This is a genomic window from Candidatus Poriferisocius sp., assembly GCF_965219775.1.
Taxonomy (GTDB): domain Bacteria; phylum Actinomycetota; class Acidimicrobiia; order Acidimicrobiales; family Bin134; genus Poriferisocius.
Genome location: NZ_OZ244793.1, coordinates 1,684,781 through 1,707,549, shown reverse-complemented (window position 1 = coordinate 1,707,549; position 22,769 = coordinate 1,684,781). Strand labels below are relative to the sequence as shown.

The 22,769-nt window shown below is 69.2% G+C and carries 17 protein-coding genes; 5 read left to right on the top strand and 12 right to left on the bottom strand.

The window, feature by feature from the left end; translation table 11 throughout:
- Positions 1–48: 48 nt before the first annotated feature.
- The 8 genes from ACOQPQ_RS07605 to ACOQPQ_RS07570 form a co-directional block, all read right to left on the bottom strand.
- Positions 49–822: a glucose 1-dehydrogenase gene (locus ACOQPQ_RS07605; RefSeq protein WP_420638839.1), complete on the bottom strand. Its 774-nt coding sequence runs from the start codon at positions 820–822 to the stop codon at positions 49–51.
- Between the two features lie 32 nt (positions 823–854).
- Positions 855–2,342 carry a flavin-containing monooxygenase gene (locus tag ACOQPQ_RS07600; RefSeq protein ID WP_420638838.1) on the bottom strand — a complete coding sequence of 496 codons (1,488 nt, stop codon included), beginning with the start codon at positions 2,340–2,342 and terminating at the stop codon, positions 855–857.
- A 3-nt stretch (positions 2,343–2,345) separates the two neighbouring features.
- Complete coding sequence (locus tag ACOQPQ_RS07595) at positions 2,346–2,642, bottom strand: Dabb family protein (protein WP_420638837.1); 297 nt, start codon at positions 2,640–2,642, stop codon at positions 2,346–2,348.
- A gap of 75 nt (positions 2,643–2,717) precedes the next feature.
- Positions 2,718–3,461, bottom strand: coding sequence for an SDR family oxidoreductase (locus tag ACOQPQ_RS07590; RefSeq protein WP_420638836.1), 744 nt, complete (start codon positions 3,459–3,461; stop codon positions 2,718–2,720).
- A gap of 19 nt (positions 3,462–3,480) precedes the next feature.
- On the bottom strand, positions 3,481–3,915 hold the full coding sequence (locus ACOQPQ_RS07585) for a beta-class carbonic anhydrase (protein WP_420638835.1): 435 nt from the start codon (positions 3,913–3,915) through the stop codon (positions 3,481–3,483).
- A 36-nt stretch (positions 3,916–3,951) separates the two neighbouring features.
- On the bottom strand, positions 3,952–6,285 hold the full coding sequence (locus ACOQPQ_RS07580) for a CoA transferase (protein WP_420638834.1): 2,334 nt from the start codon (positions 6,283–6,285) through the stop codon (positions 3,952–3,954).
- Positions 6,286–6,389: 104 nt separating this feature from the next.
- Entirely contained in the window at positions 6,390–9,281 is a 2,892-nt protein-coding gene (locus tag ACOQPQ_RS07575; protein ID WP_420638833.1) for an ABC transporter permease subunit, read from the bottom strand.
- A 37-nt stretch (positions 9,282–9,318) separates the two neighbouring features.
- Entirely contained in the window at positions 9,319–11,520 is a 2,202-nt protein-coding gene (locus ACOQPQ_RS07570; RefSeq protein WP_420638832.1) for an MFS transporter, read from the bottom strand.
- A gap of 110 nt (positions 11,521–11,630) precedes the next feature.
- Between ACOQPQ_RS07570 and ACOQPQ_RS07565 the strand changes: the two genes are divergently transcribed.
- The 4 genes from ACOQPQ_RS07565 to ACOQPQ_RS07550 are packed head-to-tail and all read left to right on the top strand — an operon-like array spanning position 11,631 to position 16,872.
- Complete coding sequence (locus ACOQPQ_RS07565) at positions 11,631–13,205, top strand: sulfatase (protein ID WP_420638831.1); 1,575 nt, start codon at positions 11,631–11,633, stop codon at positions 13,203–13,205.
- 34 nt (positions 13,206–13,239) lie between these two features.
- Positions 13,240–14,769, top strand: a complete 1,530-nt coding sequence (locus tag ACOQPQ_RS07560; RefSeq protein WP_420638830.1) for an ABC transporter substrate-binding protein — start codon at positions 13,240–13,242, stop codon at positions 14,767–14,769.
- 32 nt (positions 14,770–14,801) lie between these two features.
- Positions 14,802–16,373 (top strand): AMP-binding protein, encoded by a 1,572-nt coding sequence (locus tag ACOQPQ_RS07555; protein WP_420638829.1) that lies wholly within the window; start codon positions 14,802–14,804, stop codon positions 16,371–16,373.
- Positions 16,366–16,872 (top strand): pyridoxamine 5'-phosphate oxidase family protein, encoded by a 507-nt coding sequence (locus ACOQPQ_RS07550; protein WP_420638828.1) that lies wholly within the window; start codon positions 16,366–16,368, stop codon positions 16,870–16,872. Before ACOQPQ_RS07555 ends, ACOQPQ_RS07550 begins: the two co-directional genes overlap by 8 nt.
- 15 nt (positions 16,873–16,887) lie before the next feature.
- Here the strand turns inward: ACOQPQ_RS07550 and ACOQPQ_RS07545 are convergent, their stop codons facing one another.
- From ACOQPQ_RS07545 to ACOQPQ_RS07535, 3 genes are all read right to left on the bottom strand, one after another.
- Positions 16,888–17,667, bottom strand: coding sequence for an enoyl-CoA hydratase-related protein (locus ACOQPQ_RS07545; RefSeq protein WP_420638827.1), 780 nt, complete (start codon positions 17,665–17,667; stop codon positions 16,888–16,890).
- Positions 17,668–17,815: 148 nt separating this feature from the next.
- Positions 17,816–19,228 carry an NADH:flavin oxidoreductase gene (locus ACOQPQ_RS07540; protein WP_420638826.1) on the bottom strand — a complete coding sequence of 471 codons (1,413 nt, stop codon included), beginning with the start codon at positions 19,226–19,228 and terminating at the stop codon, positions 17,816–17,818.
- 4 nt (positions 19,229–19,232) lie between these two features.
- Positions 19,233–20,159, bottom strand: coding sequence for a dihydrodipicolinate synthase family protein (locus tag ACOQPQ_RS07535; protein WP_420638825.1), 927 nt, complete (start codon positions 20,157–20,159; stop codon positions 19,233–19,235).
- Positions 20,160–20,296: 137 nt separating this feature from the next.
- On the opposite strand from ACOQPQ_RS07535, the gene ACOQPQ_RS07530 reads away from it, so the two are divergent.
- A complete protein-coding gene (locus tag ACOQPQ_RS07530; protein WP_420638824.1) occupies positions 20,297–21,586 on the top strand; it encodes an amidohydrolase family protein in 1,290 nt (429 codons plus the stop codon).
- An 8-nt stretch (positions 21,587–21,594) separates the two neighbouring features.
- Here ACOQPQ_RS07530 and ACOQPQ_RS07525 read toward each other — a convergent pair whose 3' ends face one another.
- Entirely contained in the window at positions 21,595–22,761 is a 1,167-nt protein-coding gene (locus tag ACOQPQ_RS07525; RefSeq protein ID WP_420638823.1) for a DUF1214 domain-containing protein, read from the bottom strand.
- Between the last annotated feature and the right edge of the window lie 8 nt (positions 22,762–22,769).

The window sequence follows — 22,769 nt, the reverse complement described above, 5'->3', positions numbered from 1 at the left end:
CCACCGGCGGGGCGGCGGGCACGGTTGCCGGACCTGGCGGTGGGCCGCTCACTCGTCGAAGTGCTCTCGCCAGGGGCCGGCCAGGTGGCCGCCGTCGATCACGAATTGGGCCCCGGTGATGTAGGAGGCTTCGTCGCTGGCCAGGAACAGGGCCAACGAGGCGATCTCGTGGGGCTCGCCCATGCGCTTGATGGGTTGCATGTCCATGAGGCGGTCGAGCCGGGCCCGGGTCTCGGGCGGCGCCTCCTGCACCATGGGACTGTTGATCACACCGGGGTGGATGGAGTTCACCCGCACCCCCAGCGGCCCCAACTCAATGGCGGCGGAGCGGGTCATGCCGGTCACGGCGAACTTGCTGCCCGCGTAGCTGGTCATGCCCAGCACACCGACGATGCCGTCGATGGAGGAGATGTTGATAATGGCCCCGTTGCCGGTGGCCACCAGCGCGGCCTTGGCCGCCCGCATCCCCAGGTACACCCCGTGGAGGTTGATGTCGATGATCTCGTGGTGGGTCTTGAGGTCGAGCCCCTCCAGCGTGCCGAACGCCCCGATGCCCGCGTTGTTGACCAGAATGTCGAGCTTGTCGAACAGGTTCACGGCGACGGCCACCGCCGCATCCCAGTCGGCCTCGCGGGTGACGTCCAGCCGCTGGTAGCAGGCGGCGGCCCCCAATTCGGCGGCCAATTGCTCGCCGGGATCGTCCCGCACGTCGGTGATCACGACCTTGGCCCCCTCGGCCACGAACCGGCGGGCCTCCGCTTCCCCTTGACCCCGGGCCGCGCCGGTGATCAGGGCCACCTTGCCGTCGAGCCTTCCGCTCATGGGTGCCGCCTGCCTTCTCGACTCGACGGTCGTCAGGCGACCGTCAGAGGAGCGGCTTCGTAGGCATCCTCATCGATGGCCGCGGTCTGGTCCTTGAAGGTGGTCATGTTGTGGGGCCACTGGGTGACGACGCGACCGCTGGGGCTGCGGTAGTAGCCGTTGCAGCTCGCATTCCACGGCTCGATCCCGTCGATCCCCTCCTGCACCCACTGGTTGTAGTCGGCCATGGCGTCGGACTTCACGTCGACCCAGGCCAGGCGCTGGGCGGCCAGCCGCCGGATGTGGGCCAGCGTGTATTCCACCTGGTACTCGATCATGGTGATGATGGAGCCGTTGTTGGTGTTGGGGCCGTACAGCATGAACAGATTGGGGAAGCCCGCGGTGGTGATGCCCATGTAGGCGGTGGCCCCGTCGTTCCACGCGTCGGCGATGGGCAGGCCGCCCCGCCCGATGACCTCGATGGCCGACAGGTACTTGGTGGTGGAGAACCCGGTGGCCAACACCATGGTGTCCAGCACCCGCTCGGTGCCGTCGGTGGTGCGAACCCCCTTGGGGGTGATCCTCTCGATGGCGTCGGTCACCAACTCCACGTTGGGGCGGTTGTAGGTGGTGAAGTACTCGTTGTGGAACAGGGGCCGCTTGCAGCCCCACATGTGGGTGGGGGTTAGCTTGGCCCGCAACTCGGGATCGGTCACCGCCTCCAGCGCCCGACGGCCGATGGCCTCCATCTCCGCCCGCCGGTTGGGATCCTTGAACGCCATGCCGGTGTCCACCTGCTCGAACAGCTCCTGACGGCGGGCCAACACGATGGACGGATCAGCCTGGCGGGCGGCCATCTCCTCGGCGGTGTAGGGGTCGTCCTCTTTGGGGAGCACCCAGTTGGCGGTGCGCTGGAACACGTGGAGCCGGTCCACCTCGAGGGCGATCTCGGGGACGAGCTGCACGGCGCTGGCCGCCGAGCCGATCACCCCGACGGTCTCCCCGGAGAGGTCGTGGCTCCAGTCCCACCGGGCGGAGTGGATGGTGGTGCCCTCGAAGTCACCGAGGCCCTCGATGTCGGGCAGGGGCACGTCGTTGAACATACCCAGCGCGCTGATCACCACGTCGGCGGTCACCTCGAAGCCCGACTCGGTGGTGACCGTCCAGGTGGCGGAGTGGTCGTCCCAGCGGGCCGATACCACCGCGTCGTTGAACCGACAGTGGGGGAGCACCCCGTACTTGTCGGCGCAATGCTCCATGTAGCGGAGGATCTCGGGTTGGCGGGCGTACGGGCGGGTCCACTCGGTGTTGATCTCGAACGAGAAGGAGTACAGCTCCGACTGGATGTCGCAGGCACAGCCGGGATAGCGGTTGTGGTACCAGGTGCCCCCCACTCCGGCGCCCTTCTCCAGCACCACGAAATCCTCGAAGCCCGACTGACGGAGCCGGATGGCGGCACACAGCCCGCCCGGCCCTGCCCCGATGATGGCGATCCGCAGATTCCTGCGGCCATCGTTGGTGGTGGTTTGTGCAGAAGTCATCGGTCAGGTCACCTCGTATTGGACGGCGGCTCGGGCGCTGATGGCCGGTCGGATCACCTCGGTGATGATCCGTCGGTGCTCGGGGTGGTCGCGGTAGGCCTCGTAGGCGGCCCGGTCGGCGAGGTCGGCGACCACGGCGAAGTCGTAGTTGTCCTCCCCCAAACCCAGGTCACCACCGATGGCATAGGCCTCGGTCACCCCGGTGGCCTCGGGCATGGTGGCGATGGCGTCGTGTACGGCTTGACGCTGGGCGGCGTCGACGTCGTCTCGGAAGCGGAACAGCACCACGTGTCGGATCACGTCAGGCTCCTTTCCCTCGGGCGTCCCTCAAGTTTCCCTCAAGTTTCCCCCATGCTGGCCTCACGGCAGGCCCGCTCACTGCAGCCCGCCGTAGAGCCCGCCGTCCACGGGGATGGCGGCCCCGTTGATGAACCGGGCGTGTTCAGAGCACAAGAAGGCGGCAATGCGGCCGAAATCGCCGGGGTCGCCCACCGATCGGGTGGCGGAAGTGGCCTCCAAATCGGCCATCCGCTCGCCGAAGAGCTGGCGGAGTCGATCGGTGCCGTGATAGCCGGGCTGGAGGGAGTTGACGGTCACCCCGTCGCCCGCCACCTGATTGGCCATGGTCTTGAGGTAGCCGGTGGCCCCGGCCCGAGCCGTGTTCGACAAGATGAGCGTGTCCAGCGGTTGGCGCACCGATATGGAGGTGATGGCCAGCACCCGACCCCAGCCCTGGGCCTGCATGGCGGGCACCGCCGCTTTGGTCATGGCCACCACCGACAGAAGGTTGAGTTCCAGCGCGGCCGGATACTGCTCGGTGTCGGTGTCGGCCCAGTTGCCTCCGGGCGGTCCGCCGGCGTTGGTCACCAGGATGTCGATCCCTCCCAGGGCGTCGGTGGCCGCCTCCACCAGCGTGGTGGCGCCAGGGGCGTCGGACACGTCGCCGGTGATGGGGATGGCGCCGGGCACCGAACCGGTCGCGGCCTTCAGGCGGTCGGCATCCCGACCGTTGATGACCACCCGGCACCCGGCCTCGGCCAGTGCCACCGCGGTGGCCAGCCCCAGACCCGCCGAGGAGGCGGCCACCAGGGCCCGTCGTCCCTCTATGCCGAGATCCATGGGCTGAGGTTACCCGAGGCTATGACACCGGGGTCAGGCTGCCGTCGTCCACGTCGTACACGTAACCCTCCAGGCGGGCGGTGTTCACCAGGGTGGACTGGCGGAGTTGGCCGAGGGCGGCCCGCACCCGCTCGTAGGGGTCGATCACCGGTTGGACGTCCCAGGTGGGCGACGTGCCGGTGCCGGCTTCCACCAGGGCCCGGTAGCCCTCGGCGGTGTCCTCCGACGCCTTGCAGTTGGTGTGGTGCATCACCAGAATCCGCTCGGTGTCGGCCAGTTGCTGCGACAGACACAGCGACCGGATGGCGTCCTCGGTGACGTAACCCCCGGCATTGCGGAACACGTGGGCCTGGCCCTCGGCGAGGCCCAGGATGGCCACGGGGTCGATCCGGTGATCCATGCAGGTCAGCACCGAGGTGTCCAATTCGACTGGTGGTGTTGCTGGTTGGCTCATGGGTGGTTCCTCGTCAGGCGGTGATTCGGTGGGTCGTCAGGCGGGCAGGTCGTGTCCGATGGGGGTGGTCACCCCGGCGGCCTGCAGCCGGGCGATCTCGTGATCATCCATTCCAATTTCACCCAAAATGGCCGCCGTGGCCCAACCGAGAGGCAGGGCCGGGGGCTGCGGCGCGGGGGCGGAGGAGAACTGCAGGGCGGGCCCGGCCCGCCAGTAGGCACCCAGGTTGCTTTGTGCGGCACGCACCGCCACGCTGGCGGCCCGCATGTGGCTTTCGCCGAGCATGTTGTGTTGGAAGTTGCCCCGGTCGGCCAGGGCTGCCGGCACCCCCACCGCCAACAAGCGGGCTTCCCAGGCCTCCGCTGTGTTGGTGGCCAGCGCCTGGGCCACGAGTGTCGCCGTTTCCGGGGTCGGGGTCTCGGGAAGCCGGGTGCCCAGCGCGGCCCCCAGCGCTTGACGCTCGCCGTCGGTGTGGACGTCCACCACCAGCCACCCCTGGGCTGTCTCGTAGAGCCGCTGGTAGGCGTTGAAGCCGTACTGTCCGGCGTCCACCACCGGGGCGGCCACGCCCAGGGGCTGCACGCTCCACTCGGCCACCGCGTAGGCGGTGGCGGTCAACATGGTGGTCTCCAACGTCTGGCCCCGCCCGGTGCGACGGCAGCCCAACAGTCCCGCCATGATGGCCGCGGCGGTGGCCAGCGCCGCGGTGGGATCGCCGTAGGTGCGATTGCGGGGAGGGTTGGTGTGGCCCGACTCCACCACGCCCGCTCCGGCGATGGCGTTGGGCGACGAGTGGAAGCCGGCCTTGGCCGCCCACGGTCCCCGGCTGCCGAAGCACGAGGCGTACACATAGAGCAACCGGGGGTTGCGGGCCCGCACGGCGTCGGCGTGGATGCCCAGCCGCTCGGGGGTACCCGGTCGGAAGTTGTGGAGGAACACGTCGGCCCGCTCCACCAATCGGAGCAGGATGTCGAGACCCTCAGGGGTCTTGAGGTCCAAGACGATGGACTCCTTGCCGATGTGCGACTTCACGTAATCGGTGGTCCAGTTGCGCCGGCCGGGATCGCCGGTGGGCGGCTCAACCTTGATGACCCGGGCGCCCGCCTCGGCCAAGAGCGTGGCCGCGAACGGGCAGGCGTAGAAGTAGCCCACATCCAAAACGGTCACATCGGCCAGGGGCAGCCGGCCTGGGGCCGGGCCCGCCACCGGTTCGTGGGACTGATCGGACAGCCACCCGCCGGACGGATCAGCCTGCCGGCGGGCCGCCACCTCGTCGGTGTGCTCGCCCAGGAGGGGTGCGGGCGGGCCGACCACCGACGGCGTGTCGGAGTACAACCCCAGGGGGCCGATCTGGACGGTGGGGCCGGCCTCGGGGTCCACCACCACCTGGCGACGCCCGTTCTCGACGCACTGGGGATGGTCGAGGAACTCCGAGGGTGCCAAGAAGGGATCACCGCCGATGTCCTCAGCCGAGAACACCTCCATCCACTCCTCGGCGGTGCGCCGGGCCATGGCGTGGCGAATGGCCTCGATGGCCTCGGCCAGTCGTTCCTCGCTGGGCCACAGATCGGGGGCGTTGACCAACTCGGGGTCGTCCAGCAGCGCCTCCAACCCCAGCACCGTCAGCCACCGCCGATAGTGGTGGGCCTGGCGGCTGCACATCTGGATGAAGCGGCCGTCGCTGGTGGGAGCGGTCATGAACGGCACCCGCATCACCCCGTACACCCGTCCCGGCTCGGGGGGCAGGTGGGTGCGGTTGCCGTGACCGCTGGTCATGTCGTACACGCTGAGGGCGTGCAGCAGGCTGGTGTGGACGGCTTGGCCCCGTCCGGTGCGGCGGCGATCCCAGAGTCCGGCCATGAGCCCCACCGCAGCCAACATGGCAGCGCCGTAGGAGGCGATGGGCACCGGCGTGTACACCGGGCCGGGCCGCACCCCGTCGTAGCTGGTCATGCGCCCGCTCTTGGCGGCCACGATCTGTTCGTAGCCGGGGAGGTCGCGCCACGGCCCGGTCCGGCCGAAGCCGGTGACGGCGGCGTACACCAATCGGGGGTTCACGGCCCGCAGGGTGTCGTCGTCCACTCGCAGCCTGGCCACCGTCGAGGGGCGAAGGGCCACGATCACCCCGTCGGCCGCTCGGACCAGCTCGAGGAACCGGCGGTGGCCGTCGGCGTCGGCCAGGTCGATAACCGCGCTCTTCTTGCCCCGACCCCACACGGCGAAGCCCGCTCGGCCCCGGCACCGATCCCCATCGGGAGGTTCGATCTTCACCACCTCGGCCCCGTTCTCGGCCAGCACCATTCCGGCGATGCCCGCGGCCACCCCCGAGCCCAGCTCCAGAACCCGCATTCCCGCCAACGCCCCGGCCATGTGGAGATTCTGGTGCCTGGCCAGGCCTTCAGCCCACTGCCATGGGTATTGCGCCGCGGAGCCTCAATTCTCGGCCGGCTATGGTCGGCGACGTGTCGGGATGCTCAGGAGTCGCTGATGTCGATGGCGCGGTCGTCGGTGCCGAGGTAGCTGGCGATCACCAGGGGGTCGTTGCGTACGTCGGTGGGGGAGCCCTCGGCGATCACCCGACCCGCCTCCAGGCAGTACACCCGGTCGCTGATGCTCATGATGAGGGGCATGTCGTGCTCGATAATGAGCATGGCCGCCTCCAGCTCCCGACGGATGTTGACGATGAGGGGCCCGAAGGCCTCGGTCTCCCGCTGGGCCACCCCGGCGGTGGGCTCATCCAGGCACAGCACCCGGGCACCCAGAGCCAACAGCCCGGTGATCTCCACGATCCGCCGGGTGCCGGTGGACAGATCGCTGATGAACGAGTCGGCGTACCGGCCCAAGCCCATGAAGTCGATCAGCTCGTCGGCCTCGGTGCGCCGCCGCCGCTCCAGGGCGAACGTGTGGGGCAGGTGCAGGGCGGTGCTCACCAACGGCGTGCGACCCCGGGCCTCCAGGGCCACCTGCACGGTCTCCCGCACGGTCAGCTCGGGGAACAGGGCGGCGGCCTGGAAGGTGCGGCCCAGCCCGGCCCGGGCCCGGCGGGGGGCCGACAGCCGGGTGATGTCGGCGTCCAGCAACTCCACCCGTCCGGTGGAGGCCACGTAGCCACCCACCGCGTTCATGAAGGTGGACTTGCCCGCCCCGTTGGTGCCGATGAGGCCCACGATCTCGTCGGGGCGCACCAGCACGGTGGCTCCGTCCACCGCCCGGACGCCGCCGAACCGAACGGCGATGTCGCGACCGGCCAGCATGGGATCGGCCGCGGGCCGAGGATCGTCGGGCCGATCCGGACGACGGGGGGCGGCGTGGACGGTCTTGGCCCAGTCGCCGGGGCCGAGTCGCCGCTCGGCCAAGCCGATGAGGGCGTTGCGGGCGCTGTAGCCGATCTGCACCAGCCCGCCGGGGAAGTACATCAGCACCACCAGCAACCCGATGCTGGAGGAGAACAGGGCTACGGTCTCGGCGTTGTCGAACAGGTTGGGAAGCCCGTACACCCAGATGGCGCCCAACACCGCCCCCACCGATGACCCCAGCCCCCCGATGACCACCATGCCCACCAACTGCAGCGAGTCGCCCACCAGGAAGAACCGCTCGCTCACCGGGACGCTTTGCACGAGGCCGCCCAGCATGGCCCCGCCCAGCCCGGCGATGCCCCCGGCCAGGGCGAACGACGAGAGCTTGGAGCGCACGGGGCCGATGGTGTAGCCCGAGGCGCTGTCGCTGTTGTCTCGCACCGCAATGGTGGTGCGCCCGATGCCCGATCGTCGCAGCTTGGCCACGATCAGCACCACGATCAGAAGCAACACCAGGCAGAAGTAGTAGTAGGACTTCTGGGAGGAGAGGTCCAGGCCGAACAGCTCACCCCGGCGAAACGCCACCGACGAGGAATTGCCCCCGGTGAAGAACGGTCTCCGGAAGAGGTACTGCTGGGCGGCCAGGGCGAAGACGAACGTGGTCACCGCCAAGGTGAGGCCCCGAACCCGCAGCGACCCCACCCCGATCACCGCAGCCACCAGGGCCGAGAACAGGGCGGCCAGGGGTAAGGCCACCATGAAGGGGATCCCGGAGGCCTCGAAGCGAACGTCGAAGAAGTCCACCGACAGGGCATCGCCGGGCAGGAATCCGGTGCCCACGGAGAAGTCCATGGACAGGCCCCGGGCCAGTGCGGCTGCGAACAACGCCCCCATGCCCGCGAAGGTCATCTGGGCCAAGGAGAGCTGGCCGGCCCACCCCGTGATGATGGTGACCGACAGGCCGCACACCGCAAAGCACAGCACGGTGGCGTACAGCAACTGGCGTGACGGGAGGTCGGCGATGCCGGGAAGCTGCACCAACACGACGCCCAGCACGGCCAGTGCCCCCAGGGAGATGCGGCTCAGGTGGCGCAGCCACCACACCTCCCGGAGGCGCTCGGGGATGGGTCGCACTTTGGGGGTGAACGAGAAGGTGACGGTCTCCCCCTGGCGGCGGCTCTGGAAGTAGGCGGCCACCAGCACGGCAAGGAACACCACGAAGTCGATCAGCCCCGGATCGGCGAAGAAGTTGAACCGCAAGAGGGCCTCGAAGAAGCCGATCAGCACCCCGGCCAGCATGGCCCGCGGGAACGACACCATGGCGGCCAGCACCGCGGCCACCATGGCCTTGCCCAGCGTCAGCGGTCCCAGGTTGGCCAGACCGGCGATCTGTCCGGTGGTTCCCGACAGCATGATCATCGACACCGAGGCCAAGAGCCCGGCCATCACCCACACGAAGGTGGACACCGTCTTGGGGTTGATCCCCGACAGTCGGGACAGGTCGGGATTGTTGGCCGACGCGGCCACCGACTTGCCGAACGACGTGTGGTTCATGAGCCAGCCCAACAGCAGGGCCAGCACGGGCACCACGATGAGGATGGTCAGTTGCGGTCCCCGCACCCGAATGTCGGTGCCCAGGACGCTTTCCCAGGTGCTGCCCATGACCACCGGGTACCTCTTGCCTGCGGCCTCGATGTCGGGGAGCTGCACGACCACGAGCTGCGCCAATTGGGCGATACCCACCGTGGCCACCAGCACGATCACCCGGGGGGATTTGAACAGGCGGCGGATCACGGTCAACTCCACGGCGGCGGCGAAGAGCACCCCCAACAGCAACGAGAGGGCCAGGGCCAACCAGAATCCCCAGCCGTAGTTCAGCATCAGAAGCGCCATCATCGACGTGGCGATGAGCCCCATGTTGCCCACGGCGAAGTTGATGACGCGGGTGGACCGGTAGATGAGCACGATGCCCATGGCCACCAGGCCGATCACCAAGCCGTTGACCACCCCGTTGAACGCCAATTGCTGGGTGATCCACGTGCCCAGCACCGGAACAGACGCGATGCCCATCATCGGTCCTCGCGGTCCAAGGGCCCGACCGTGCCCATCATCCGCCCTCTCGGCCCAGGAACACCGCCCGGGCCAGGTCGTCGCGCTCGGCCAGTTCTCGAGCCGAACCCTCGAAGCGCACGTGCCCCTTTTCCAGGAACACCGCCCGATCGGAAATGGCCAGGGCCACGTTGAGGGATTGCTCGACGATGATCATCGTCTGGCCCTGAGCCTTGAGCCCCTCGATGGTCTCCAACAGCGACTGCACCACCACCGGGGCCAGCCCCAGTGACAACTCGTCGATGATGAGCACCTCGGGCTCGTGCAGCATCACCCGGGCCAGGGCCAGCATCTGCTGTTGGCCACCGGAGAGGTTCCCGGCCCGCTCGTTGGGTCTCCGGGCCAGGTCGGGGAACATCTCCAGCACCTTGGCGATGCGCCGGTCGCGATCGTCACGGTCCTTGCGGTAGGCGTAGGCCCCCATCAGCAGGTTGTCGCCGATCGACAAATCGCTCCACACCCCGGCGCCGCCGGGCAGCATGTGGACGCCCATGGCCGCCCGCTGCTCGGGCGTAGCGAAAGTGATGGTCTGACCGTGCAGGCGCACCACCCCCCGCTCCGGGGTGACCAACCCGGTGATCACCTTCAGGGCGGTGGACTTGCCCGCCCCATTGGTGCCCAACAGCGCCAGCGTCTCCTGGCGGCGCACCTCCAGGCTGAGATCGAAGAGCACCTGCACCTGGCCGTAGCTGAAGTCCACGTCGGCCACCTGGATGGCGGGGAGGTCCTCGGGGGCGGTCTCGGCCTGGCGACGCTCCTCGGCCTGCTCCTCCTGCAACTCGCTCACGATCAACGAGAGATCACGGCGCAGCCGTCCCGCCCCCCGCAGCACGAAGTAGGCGCCGACGGGCATGGCGGTGGCGGTGATGATGGTGATGGCCGTCTGCTCGCCCAGTTCGTTCTGCAGGAACCCGGCGATCAGGCTGCCCCCCACGCCCCCCACCATGACCATGAAGAACGTCAAGAACGCAGTGCCCATGCCCCGCAACCGGTAGGGGAACACCGCTTGGATGGACGGTTGCACCATGGCGAACGCCCCACCCAACAGGGTGGAGTTGAGGGCGGAGAACGCGATGAACAGGCCGAGGTTGCCCATGGCGTACTGAATGGGCACCAGCACGCCGATGGGCACCAGCAAGATGCCGATCAGCCGCATGGCCCGGTCGGGATCGCTGCGGAAAGTGGCGTCGAAGCGACGCCCCACCACGGGCAGGAACATGACCAGGCCGATGCCCGCCGGGGCCACCGCCAAACCCCTCTCCAGGGCGTCGAGGCCGAACTCCTCCTCCAGGAAGAACGACTGGATGGACCCCGCCGGGAACAGGGCGAACCCCATGGCGGCAAAGGCAATGGTCATGTTGCGGATGGTGTCGATGTTCCAGATCCGGGTGAAGGCGGCCTCCACCGACATGGGCATCTTGCGGTCCTGCTTGAGGCCGGAGCCCAGCACGTGCTTTTGCTCCCACTGGCCCCGAGGCGGCTCTCGCAGGAAGAAGGCCAGCACGGCCAGGGCGGCGGTGGGCAGCCCCAGCAGGTAGAAGGCCCAGCGCCAACCGTCGTCGCCCCCCACCCACACGGCGATGCCCCCGGCCAGGATCGGACTGAGGGCGGCGAACACCCGCCCCACCCCGGCGTTGGTGGCGTACATGCGGCCCCGGGTGGACAGGGGGTAGGTGTCGGCCAACATGCTCGGGTGCACGGTGATGGTGTTGGCCTTGGACATGCCCGCAAAGAACCGCATGAAGAAGAACATCAGGGCGTTCACCGCCGCCCCCGACAGGGCGCTGAAGGCGGCGAAGGCCGCGCTGGCGACGCCCACGATGGGGCCCCGCCGCAGCCGGTCGGCCAGCCATCCCATGGGGCCCGCGCCGAGCACGAAGAACATCAGCGACGCCGTGCTGATGGCGGTGATGGCCCCGTCGCTCACCCCGAAGCTCTCGCCGATGTCGGGCCCCAGGATGGCCACCGCGCTGTTCTCCAGCTCGTCCAGGCTGTTCAGGGCCAACAGCACCAAAAACGTGCGGAAGCCGCCCTTGCGCAGGCCCTCCATGAGGGTGGACTGTTCACCGCCCACGCCGGGCAGCAGGTCGTCGGGAAAGAGCACGTCGGCGGACTGGGCGTCTCGCCGGGCAGCTTCCCCTTCGAGCACCGTGGTGGCCAGTGCGTCGATGGATTCGCCCTGATCCGGCTTCTCGTCCAATGGCCCCCCCGGTGTGTCCAGGCCCGTGCAGCCTGGGCCGGCTCCAAAGAGTAGCGTGGGAGCCCGGTTGGGTTGCAGAAAGTGTCACGGAAGACAAGGAGGGGGAGTCGATGGACACACCGGCCAACGTTGCGGTGGTGCTGCTGGACTCGCTGAACCGCCACTTGCTGGGGTGTTACGGCGGCGCCGAGTTCGCCACCCCCAATTTGGACAGGTTCGCCAAAGAGCGGGCCACCCGGTTCACCCGGCACGTGACCGGCTCGCTGCCGTGCATGCCCGCTCGCCACGACATCTTGTGCGGGGCGCTCGACTTTCTGTGGAAGCCGTGGGGGTCGATCGAGCTGTGGGAGGAGCCCATCACCCGGGTGCTGCGCCACCAGGGCGTCACCACCGCGCTGATGACCGATCATCCCCATCTGTTCGAGACCGGCGGGGAGAACTACCACACCGATTTCCATTGCTGGGACTACCTGCGGGGCCACGAGGGCGACCCGTGGCGCACCTACTACGACCCCTCCTGGGCGGGGTCGCCGGCCATGCCCGCCCGGCGGGGCGGATGGTGGTGGTCCAAGATGTGGGGACTCGACGAAATCGACCGGGGCTACGACCGGTCACGCACGTTCTTCCGTGCCGAGGACGACTACCCCGGTCCCAAGACCATGAGCGCAGCCGCCCAGTTCCTGGCCCAGGCCACCCCGCACCACGACCGGTGGTTCCTGTTCGTGGACGAGTTCGACCCCCACGAGCCCTTCGACACCCCGCCGCCGTGGGCGGGCCGCTACCACGACCAGGCCTGGGACGAGGAGTGGATCATCTGGCCGCCCTACGCCGACGGGGCCATCGCATCGGGCAGCCTCACCGAACAGGAGGGGCGGCACATCCGCGGCAACTACGGGGCCAAGCTGTCGATGATCGACCACTGGTTCGGGCGCATCCTCGACCGGTTCGACGAGCAGGGCCTGTGGGATACCACCGCCCTCATCGTGTGTACCGACCACGGCCACTACCTGGGGGAGCAGCGGGAGGGCCGCGACATCTGGGGCAAGCCGGGGGTGCCCCAGTACGAGCCGTTGGGGCACACGCCGCTGTTGGTGTCGTGGCCGGGAACCCCCGGCGGAAGCCGGTGCGATGCGCTGACCACCAACGTGGACATCTTCGCCACCATCGCCGACGTGTACGACGCCGAGGTCACCCAAACCACCCACGGGCGGTCGATGGTGCCGCTGCTGAACGGGGAGGCCGACGCCATCCGGGACTGGGCCCTGGGGGGCGTGTTCGGCGGCTGGGTGCAGGTCACCGACGGGCGACACAAGTACGCCCGAGGGGCGGCGGGCGAGAACTTCCCGCTGTCGATGTGGTCCAACCGGTGGTCCACCATGCCCTTCGGCGACATCGGCATGCCCGGCCTGCCGCCCCCCGACCACCGGGCCTGGCTCGACCGGATGCCGGGGTCGGAGGTGCCGGTGATCCGCCAGCCCTACGAGCCGGGTGACACCCTTCCGCTGTGGGTCACGGTCAGCGCCAGCAACGACCGCCACTTTCTGTTCGACCTGGATGTGGACCCCGACGAGCAGGAGAACCGCAGCCAGGAGGCACGGTCGGCGGAAATGCTCGACCTGCTGCACACCGCGCTCACCGAGATTTCGGCCCCCGACGAGCAGTTCACCCGGCTGGGCCTGGGATGACCGGCGAGCGTTGTCCGATCCACGAGGAGGACACATGAAGCCAACACGATTGGGCCGCACGGCGGTGTTCCTTTGGTGCCTGGCGGTGTTGGCCCTGGTGGCCAGCGCCTGCGGCAGCAATGACGACGACAGTACCGGTGAGGGCGTGGTCACCGCGCCCACGGCGGCGGCCCCCACCGCCCCGGACGAGGGGGACGGCGGGGCCCAGGGCGAAGACGCCTCGGCGCCGTCGGCCGAGGATGCGGACCGGGAGCCGGCGCAGGCCCCATCCGAGGGCGACGCCGACGACGCCGATGGGCCGGCGGACCAACCGGCGCCGGCCGAGCCCGACACCACGGCCGAGCCGACACCGACACCCACCCCGGTGGTGCTCACCGCCAGCTATCAGGGGGTGACCGAGTCGGAGATCGTCATCGGCGTGGCCGCCATCGACCCGATCCAGATCAACGAGATGTTCGGCATCGACATCGGCATCTTCCCGGTCGACAAGCTGTACCAGGCCCTGTCCGACGACCTGAACAGCCGAGGCGGCATCAACGGTCGCAACGTGATCACCCACGTGGTGTCCTTTCTGCCCATCGGGGCCGCCGACAGCGAGCGGGTGTGTACCGAGCTGATCGAGGACAAGCGGGTGTTCGTGGTGATCGGCCAGTTCATCGAGGACAACGCCCTGTGCATCACCGAATTGCACGGCCATCCCTATGTGGGCCATTTCGGCGAGAACGCCGAGCGGCAGGAGCGGTCCGACGGGCTGTTGTTCGCCACCGAGATGGAGCAGACCCGCCAACGGGTGGGCGGGGTGACCGAGATGATCCGGGCGGGCGACCTCGACGGCTACAACGTGGGCCTTTACTACGAAGCCCCGCCCGACAAGGCCTACGTGGAGGCCGTGCGGCCCCTGCTGGAGGAGGCGGGCATCAACGTGGTCGGCGAGTATTCCCCCGGCGCCCCCTCCACCGACACCGTGGCCAACGAGATCGCCACCGACTCCATCACCCAGCGCATGGAAGCCGACGGGATCGACATGATCCTCAACGTCTCCAACGTGTACGGCGTGATCCAGTCGGTGCAGCGCATCGGCTGGGAGGTGCCCATCGCCATGACCAACGGCCAGGCCGCCGACCGTCTGTCGGTTCCCGACGATCAGAACATCGAGGACGAGGTGCTGGCCCGCACTTTCGCGGTGACCACCAACAAGCCCACCCGCGAAGAGGCCCTGGCCGACCCCGGCGTGGCCCGGTGCCTGGCCGCCTTCCAGGAGCACCACCCCGACGAGCCCCTCGATCTGACCAGTAGCGACGTGGTCAACGGCCTCACCAACCACTGCCGGGCTTTTGCCCTCACCGTGAAGATCCTGGAGGCCGCCGGCGGCAACATCACCCCGGAGACGTTCCGGGCGGCGGCCGAGGGCTTGGGTACGTTCGACCTGCCCGCCATGGTGAACGCCTCACTGTCGCCCGACAAGCACTCGGCCGGTTCGCTGGTGCGCCGCTACGAGTACTTCCCCGAAGCGAGAACCTGGTTGCCGGTGGGTGAGCCCATCGCCACCGAAGCGGTCGGGTAGGTGTCGTTGGCCGGGGCCAAGGAGGTCGTCCCATGATCGTGCATCCCAGTCCGCTCCCCGACGAGCCTCTGAGCACGCAGCCCGTCACCGGCTTCGTGCTGCAGCGGGCCGCCGAGTTGGCCGATCAGCCTGCGGTGATCGACGGGGTGGGGGAGTGGTCGCTCACCTACGGCCGGCTCCAGGAGTTGGTGGCCTCGTTGGCCGGTGGCCTAGTGGCCGGCGGATTCCGACCGGGCGACGTGGCCGCCCTGATCGCCCCCAACTCGCCGTGGTACCCGGTGGTGTTCCACGCGGTGGCCACCGCGGGCGGCGCGGTGACCACCGTCAACCCCACTTACGGCCCCGAGGAGATCTCCTATCAGCTCACCGACTCGGGAGCGAGCCGGGTGTTCGCCGCCGAGATGTTTGCCCCCGCGGCCCGGACGGCCATGGACCAGGCCGGCGTGGCCGGCGACGTGGTGGTGATCGACGCGGAGCAACCCGCCGAGGGCGTTGCGTTGGCGTCGGTGATGGGGGAGCCGATCGCCCAGGTGGCGGTGGATCCCGGCGACCACGTGGTGGTGCTGCCCTACTCGTCGGGCACCACCGGGCTGCCCAAGGGGGTGATGCTCACCCACGCCAACCTGGTGAACAACATCGAGCAGTGCGCCTCCACCGTTGCCTCCCGGGCCGACGACGTGGTGCTGGCCGTGCTGCCGTTCTTCCACATCTACGGCATGCAGGTGCTCATGAACGATCAGCTCCGCCACGGGGCCACGCTGATCACCATGCCCCGCTTCGACCTGGCCCAGGCCCTTTCGCTCATCGAGCGCCACCGGGTCACCCGGTTCTTCGCCGTGCCCCCCATCGTGCTGGCGCTGGCCAAGCACCCCGTGGTGGCCGACCACGACCTGTCGTCGCTGCGCCAGGTGCTGTCGGGGGCCGCACCCCTGGGGGCCGAGTTGGCCGCCGAGGCCTCGGCCCGGATCGGTTGCGAGGTGGTGCAGGGCTACGGCATGACCGAACTCAGCCCCATCACCCACGCCACCCCACCGGGGAACGCCAAGCCGGGGTCGGTGGGGGTGACGGTGGCCAACACCGAGATCAGGATCGTGTCGCCCGACGCCGGCGACGATTTGCCCGCCGGCTCCGAAGGGGAGCTGTGGATTCGCGGCCCGCAGGTAATGAAGGGCTACCTGAACAACCCGGAAGCCACGGCTGCCACCATCGTGGCCGGCGGCTGGCTCCGCACCGGGGACATCGCCCGGGTGGACGACGACGGCCACGTGTACATCGTCGACCGGCTGAAGGAGCTCATCAAGGTCAAGGGGTTCCAGGTGGCCCCGGCCGAGCTGGAGGCGTTGCTGGTGGATCACCCCGAGATCGCCGACGCCGCGGTGGTGGGCCGACCCGACGACGAGAGCGGTGAGGTGCCGCTGGCCTTTGTGGTGGCCGCGCCCGGTTCCGCCCTGGACGAGGAGGCGGTGAAGGCCCACGTGGCCGAGCACACCGCCACCTACAAGCACCTCGGCGAGGTGCGCTTCACCGACGCCATCCCCAAGTCGGCCTCGGGCAAGATCCTGCGGCGGGAACTGCGGGCCGCATCGGAACCGGGCGATGGCTGAGGACCCGGGCCGGCCCCGCGACCGGTCGGAGGCTCGGCCGGCGGGCAGGCCCACGGTGCGGATGACGCCGGAAGAGTGCTGGGAGATGCTGGAGACCTCGGTGAACGGCACCCTCACCACGCTGCGGGCCAACGGCCAACCGGTGGCCCTCCCGGTGTGGTACGTGGTGCTGGACCACAAGATCTACGTCGTGACCAGGGGCAAGAAGGTCACCCGGGTGCGCAACGACTCCCGGTGCTCGTTTCTGGTGGAGTCCGGTGAGCGGTGGGCCGAATTGCGGGCCGTCCACGTGGAGTGCGCGGGCGAGGTGATCGAACCGTCGGAAGAGTTGGCCGGGCGGATCACCTTGGCGCTCGACGAGAAGTACGCCCGCTACCGCACCGCTGGCGACGAGATGCCCCGGCAGACTCAGGACTACTACCGCAAGAACCTGAACGCCGTCATCCAGCTCACCCCGGTGGGCAAGATGCTCAACTGGGACAACGCCAAGCTGCTCTAGTGGTGGCCGCGGCCGCTACTCCCACTTGAAGTCGGGGTCGCGCCGTTCCCGAAAGGCCCGACGGGCCTCCCGGGAGTCCTCGAAGCGCAGCAGGCGGGCGGTGTAGTCCTGCTCGGTGCGGTAGGCCTCCCGCAGCGACAGGTGCTCGGTGCGGTTCATCGACTCCTTGGCCAGGCGCATGGCGATCGGGCTCTTGGACGCCAACACGCCGGCCAGCTCCCTGGCGGTGTCCATGAGTCTGTCGGGGTCGGTCACCTCGCGAACGGCCCCGATCCGGTGCATCTCGGCGGCCGACACCGCCTCGCCGGTGAGGAACATCTCCCGGGCCTTGTGGCGGCCCATCATCGACAGCAGATGGGCGCTGGCCCCCAACAGGCCGACGTTGATCTCGGGGGTCCCGAACGTGGCGGTCTCCGAGGCCACCAGCATGTCGCAGCAGGCGGCCAGGGCCAGACCGGCTCCGAGGGCGGCGCCGTTGACGGCCCCCACCACCGGCACGTCGCAATCGATGATGGCCCACATGGCCTCTCGGGCCACCCGCCCGGCGTCGGTCAGCTCCTGGGGGTGGCGTTCGGCTCGGGGTTTGGTGCGGGTGGGTTTCAGGTCGGCTCCGGCGCAGAACGCCTTGCGGCCCGCCCCGGTGAAGATGGCGGCCCGCACGTTTCGGTCGTCCCCCAACCCGGAGAACACCTCGTGGAGCTGCCCGAAGACCTCGTTGTCCACCGCGTTGACCGGGGGGCGGTCGAGGGTGACGGTCACGATGTGGTCGCGCTGTTCAACCTGGAGATCGGACACGGGAGGCTCCGGGGGTGGCGGGCGGTCGGGCGGTGCCCCCACAGTACCGGGAGGGCGGTGGCGGGGTTCGGGCCGGAGCTGGTCCGGGGCCGGTCGGGGGGTCGTGCTTCCTCTCAGCCGGGGGCTCAGCTCTGCCAGGGGCTTAGCCTCAGCCCAGTCGGACCCGGGCTTCCTTCTTGGCCGCGGCCAGCCGGAGGCGTTCCTCCCGCTGGTGGTAGAAGTCGTCCAGCGGGTAACAGCCCGAGATCATTCCGTGGCGGGGGGCGGTGGTGCAGTCGGAGAAGGTGCGGCAGATGAGCCGCCGGTCGAGTTCGCGCCCGCTGAGCACGTCGGCCGGCATCCGGGGGTACGACAGGATCATGCGGCCCAGGCCGACGGCGTCAGCCGCTCCTCGGTCCACCAGGGTCTGGCCGACGTTGGGCAGCCACTCCTGCAGGTACGACAGCCCGGCGGCCACCACCTGCAGTTCCGGGTGGCGGCGGGTGACCTCGGTGGTGGCGGCGATCAGGCGGGCTACCCCCACCAGAGGATCCTCGGGTGGCCGGTAGCCGTCGGAAGGTGGGAAGTAGGCGGGCCGCTGGATGTGGGGCACGTAATAGGGGCTGCCCGCGGTGGCGCACACCAGCCCCACGCCGAGGTCCCTCAGCATGGCCAACAGCCTGTGGGTCTCGGCGAGGTCGACCCCGAGGCCGGTACCGTCACCGCCGAAGGCCCACCGGTAGGGGCCCTGGGTTTCGGGAATCCCCCGGCCACCGGGGCCGGCGGTGTGGGGCACGAAATCGAACAGCGACAGGCGCACCGCCACCCCCAAGTGCGGGGCGCGGCGGCGGATGCCCTCGATCGCCGACCGCAGGAAGCGGGTACGCCCCTCCAGGTCACCGCCGTAGGGGCCGGGCCGGTCGAGGGCCGAGAGCAGCTCGTGGCCCAGGTAGCCGTGGCAGGCCTTGATGTCCACCAGGTCGAACCCGGCGTCGGCGGCCAGCACGGCCCGGTCCACGAACAGCTCGACCAACTCGTCCAACTCCTCGTCGGTCAGCACCTGGTCGGCCCCCGACCCCACCCGGTCGTCCAGCAGCGGATGGGGGTAGGCCGTTTTGGGCGCCTGCCCGGCGGCGGTGGGCCGGGCGTAGCGTCCGGAATGGGTGAGCTGCAGCACCGTGACCTGGGAGGGATCCAACCGGGCTCGCAGGGCGGCCATGTCGTCCACGGTGGTTTCGTCCAGCACGAGTTGGCGGGGGTTGGCCCGCCCGTCGGGTCGCACGGCGGTGGCTTCCCCCCACACCAACCCGGCACCGCTGGCGGCGAACCGGTCCCAGCGGCGCCGCACCAGGTCGGAGGGCCGTCCGTCGGTCTCGCCGTCCCAGCCCTCCATGGGCAGCACCGCCCAGCGGTTGGGCGCGGTCATGGCGCCGGCCGAACCGTCGACCACGGTCAGCGGCCGAGCCAGCGCCCCGGCGGAATCCACGTCGGCGTCCATCGGGATGTGGACGCCCAGGGTCTCCAGGTGGGCCTGCAGGGCGGCCGGGGTGGTCAGCTTCTTCACCTGGGTGATGCGGGTCATGGCGCTACCGCACCCCGAGCCGCTCGGCGATGTGGCGAAGTACGGGGAGGTCGCTGTCGGGGCGGCGGGGCGCGCCCGCCGGTACCGCCGGGGCGGAGGCCCAGCCTCGCAGGTGCAGGAACACGGCCGCGCTGTGGCGATAGGCGGGCACCGGGGGGCGGAAGGTGAAGTGCCCCAGAAACTGCAACACGTCGTTGATCTCATGGAAGCCGGGGTCGCCCGCGGCCCACAGGCGGTCTCGCTCGGCGAACTTGTCGGGCGCGAAGGTGGACAGGCCCAACAGGTAATCCGAGCCGTACATCACCATGTCGATGGCCAGGTCGTTGCCGGTCAATACCAGGAAGTCGGGGCGCACCTCATCCCGCAGGGCCAGCCGGTCCCACTCCTGGCTCCGGTCCAACGAGGAGTGCTTGGCCCCGATGCACGGGGGCAGCGCCAGCAGGCCCCGGTAGTGCTCCAGCGACACGATGCGGCCGTAGGGCACGAACATGGGGCCCAGCTCGAAGCCGATGAAGCGGTCCAGGTGGTCGGCCAGGCGACCGTGGGCGTCCAGCCAGGCGTCGTCGCCGTGTTCGTTCAGACCGTGCGACGGGAAGATCACCGGCAGTCCGCTCCGGTCGGTGATCTCGTCGGCCGCGGCCCGGTAGGCGTCGAGGTCGAAGGCCGCTCCCGGTTCGTCGTCCACGAACGCCCCGGCCACGAAATTGCCGCCGGTGAGGGCCGAGGCCCGGTCGAGCACTTGGGTGCGGGTGTCGGCGTCCAGCAACTGCACATAGCCGGTGTCCATGTTCACCGCCGGGGTGAGCCCGGCCTCGTGGGTGCGGGCGATGTGGGCGTCCAGAGCGGGCCAGTCCACCGTGGTGGGGTCGAGGTGGGGCAGAAGAATGGCCGACATTCCGGTGATGGCCCGGCGGGGTTTGATGGCCTTCAAGAGCCAACTCCTTGCACATAGCCCATGGCGGCGACAAGCTATCTGACAAATGCCGAACGGTGAAGGCGCTCTTCGAGCCATCGGAGAAATGCCGAGAAGAAATGCCGAACGGCACAGACGAACTCCTGGGAGGGGCCATGTCGAAGCTGCTCGAGGGTGTTGATCAGAGCAACGCCCCCTACATCATCGTCTCGTCGGACACGCACGCCGGTCTGTTCGTGGAGGACTACCGGGAGTACCTGGAGACGGCCTATCACCCGGAGTTCGACGAATGGCTGGTCACCCGCCACCAGCACCGGGCCATGGTCGAGGAACTGAACGGCGAGTACGTGGAGCAGTGGGAGCGGGAGAACGAGGTCGGCCTCAAGGGGGCCTACGACCCCGACATCCGCGACAAGACGCTGGACGCCGACGGCGTGGCCGGCGAGATCATCTTCGCCGACGGCGACGCCGTGACCGGCATGGAGTCGCCCCCGTTCGGGGCCGGACTGTCGGCCGGGATGATCACCGACTCCCGCCTGGCCTGGGCCGGCGCCCGGGCCCACAATCGCTGGCTGGAGGAGTTCTGCGCCACCAACCCGCCCCGGCGGGCCGGGGTGGCGCTGGTGCCCATCACCCACGGCGTGGACGAAGCGGTGCGGGAGATCGAGGCGCTGGCGGGCAAGCCGGGCATCAGGGGCATCATGATCCCCACCCGGTGGCACGACAATCCGTCCTACGGCCACGGCTCCTACGACCCGGTGTGGGCCGCCTGTGCCGACGCCGGCCTGGTGGTCCACACCCACTCGGGGGAAGCCGACCCCGAGGCCTACAACGACAACATGGCCCAGTACATGCAGGAGGTGCCGTTCTGGACCCACCGCCCGCTGTGGCAGTTGCTGTTCTCCGGGGCGTTCGACCGGTTCCCCAACCTCAAGTACGTGCCGGTGGAGTGCGGCTCGTGGTGGCTGGGCGACCTGCTCTACAAGGCCGACGCCATGTTCGGGGGCCGCAACTGGAAGGTCAAGAAGATGAGTTCACGCACCAAGGGGCTCATCCAGCGCCTGCCGTCGGAGTACGTGGGCACCAACGTGTTCATCGGGGCGTCCACCATGAGCAAGGTGGAGATCCGCCGCCGCTACTTGAACGGCATCGACGCCCTGATGTGGGGCACCGACTATCCCCACCCGGAGGGTTCGTGGCCCAACACCGTCACCCGGCTGGAGACCGACTTCCAGGCCGTGCCGGTGGAGGAGACCCGGCTCTTGTTGGGCCTCAACGCGGTGCGCTGCTACGACCTCGATCTGGACGGCCTGGTGGACATCGCCCGGGAGATCGGACCGACTCCCGAGCAGCTCAACCAGGATCTGGGCCTGCGGACCGAACCCAACGCCATCCGGGAAGCCCGCTTCTGGTTCGACGACTACGACATCGAGTGGAAGGGCTGACGGACCCGTCAGCCGAGATCGGCCACGTTCACCAGCCTGGTGGTGATCTGCGGGGGTGATTCGGGCTCCACGAAGCGCAGCCCCATGACCCCGTGGTCACGGCCCGCGGTGTCCACCCACACCCCGGAGGGGGGCTGCTCGGCCGACACCACGATGCGCACCACCCCGTCGGGGTCGGCTTCCACGTCCTGGGAGGACGCGTATCCCTGCCCGGTGAGGTAGTTGGCCAGGTTCTCCATCCAGTGGTTGCACAACTGGAAGTTCCAGTGGCGACACACCGGCGGGCTGAACTCCACCACCAGGGCTTGGCCGTCGCCCACCCGCCAGTAGCCGAACTCGAAGTGGCGGTCGTCGGGGGAGCCGCCCACCCGGAGGTAGTGATCGTTGGTGAGCTGGAGCTGGTTCTCGTTCTCCAGCAGCGTGTCGGTCCAGTCGGCGTAGTCGGACTGCACCGACAGCACCATCTGGCCGGCGATGGAAAGCCGCTTGGACATCTCGGCCGCGCCGGGCGTGAGGTTCAGGGCCATGGGCTCGAGGGGTTCGATCATCAGCCTCGGGGTGGACTGCGTCTTGCGGTCGTCGTACACGACCCGCATCATCAGCTCCCGGGTTTCCGGGGCGATCTGCATCCAGTTGTCCTCGCCGGGGTCGTCCACCGACAACACGAAGTCCACGTTGCCCGCGCCGTCGGTGAACTCGTCCAACAGGGCGGTGAACGGTGTGCTCGACCAGCTCGGGTTGAACTCCTCCAGCACCGCCACGGCCCGTTCGCCCACCGACTCCACGCCCACCCACTCGGGCACCTTCGGCGTCCAGGCCGACATGTGGACGTAGGGGGCCGAGCCCCGCTGGCCGGTGACCCGGTAGCGCTTGGTGGCGTCGATGGCCTGGACCACGTGGTCCTGGTCGGGGGACTGGACGCCCTGGCCCCCCACCGGGGGCGGCTTGAGCACCCGGATGGGCATCTTGACCATCGGGGGGAGGTTCTCGATGCAGCGGCCGTAGGCCATCACCGACATGCGGGTGACGTAGCGGAACCCCTCCACCCTGTCCTGCTCGTCGGCGTTGGGCGTGCGATCGATCACCACCTGGCCTGCGGCCCGCAGGGTCTCGCAGAAGTCGTTCCAGGCCTCACCGTCCATCAGGCGCCGTTGCGCCCTTTCGTCTTGAGTCATGCGGGCAC

Coding starts and splice junctions, on each gene's coding strand:
- ACOQPQ_RS07605 (WP_420638839.1), bottom strand. CDS start 822: ATGAGCGGAAGGCTCGACGGCAAGGTGGCCCTGATCACCGGCGCGGCC.
- ACOQPQ_RS07600 (WP_420638838.1), bottom strand. CDS start 2,342: ATGACTTCTGCACAAACCACCACCAACGATGGCCGCAGGAATCTGCGG.
- ACOQPQ_RS07590 (WP_420638836.1), bottom strand. CDS start 3,461: ATGGATCTCGGCATAGAGGGACGACGGGCCCTGGTGGCCGCCTCCTCG.
- ACOQPQ_RS07585 (WP_420638835.1), bottom strand. CDS start 3,915: ATGAGCCAACCAGCAACACCACCAGTCGAATTGGACACCTCGGTGCTG.
- ACOQPQ_RS07580 (WP_420638834.1), bottom strand. CDS start 6,285: ATGGCCGGGGCGTTGGCGGGAATGCGGGTTCTGGAGCTGGGCTCGGGG.
- ACOQPQ_RS07575 (WP_420638833.1), bottom strand. CDS start 9,281: ATGGGCATCGCGTCTGTTCCGGTGCTGGGCACGTGGATCACCCAGCAA.
- ACOQPQ_RS07565 (WP_420638831.1), top strand. CDS start 11,631: ATGGACACACCGGCCAACGTTGCGGTGGTGCTGCTGGACTCGCTGAAC.
- ACOQPQ_RS07560 (WP_420638830.1), top strand. CDS start 13,240: ATGAAGCCAACACGATTGGGCCGCACGGCGGTGTTCCTTTGGTGCCTG.
- ACOQPQ_RS07555 (WP_420638829.1), top strand. CDS start 14,802: ATGATCGTGCATCCCAGTCCGCTCCCCGACGAGCCTCTGAGCACGCAG.
- ACOQPQ_RS07550 (WP_420638828.1), top strand. CDS start 16,366: ATGGCTGAGGACCCGGGCCGGCCCCGCGACCGGTCGGAGGCTCGGCCG.
- ACOQPQ_RS07540 (WP_420638826.1), bottom strand. CDS start 19,228: ATGACCCGCATCACCCAGGTGAAGAAGCTGACCACCCCGGCCGCCCTG.
- ACOQPQ_RS07530 (WP_420638824.1), top strand. CDS start 20,297: ATGTCGAAGCTGCTCGAGGGTGTTGATCAGAGCAACGCCCCCTACATC.
- ACOQPQ_RS07525 (WP_420638823.1), bottom strand. CDS start 22,761: ATGACTCAAGACGAAAGGGCGCAACGGCGCCTGATGGACGGTGAGGCC.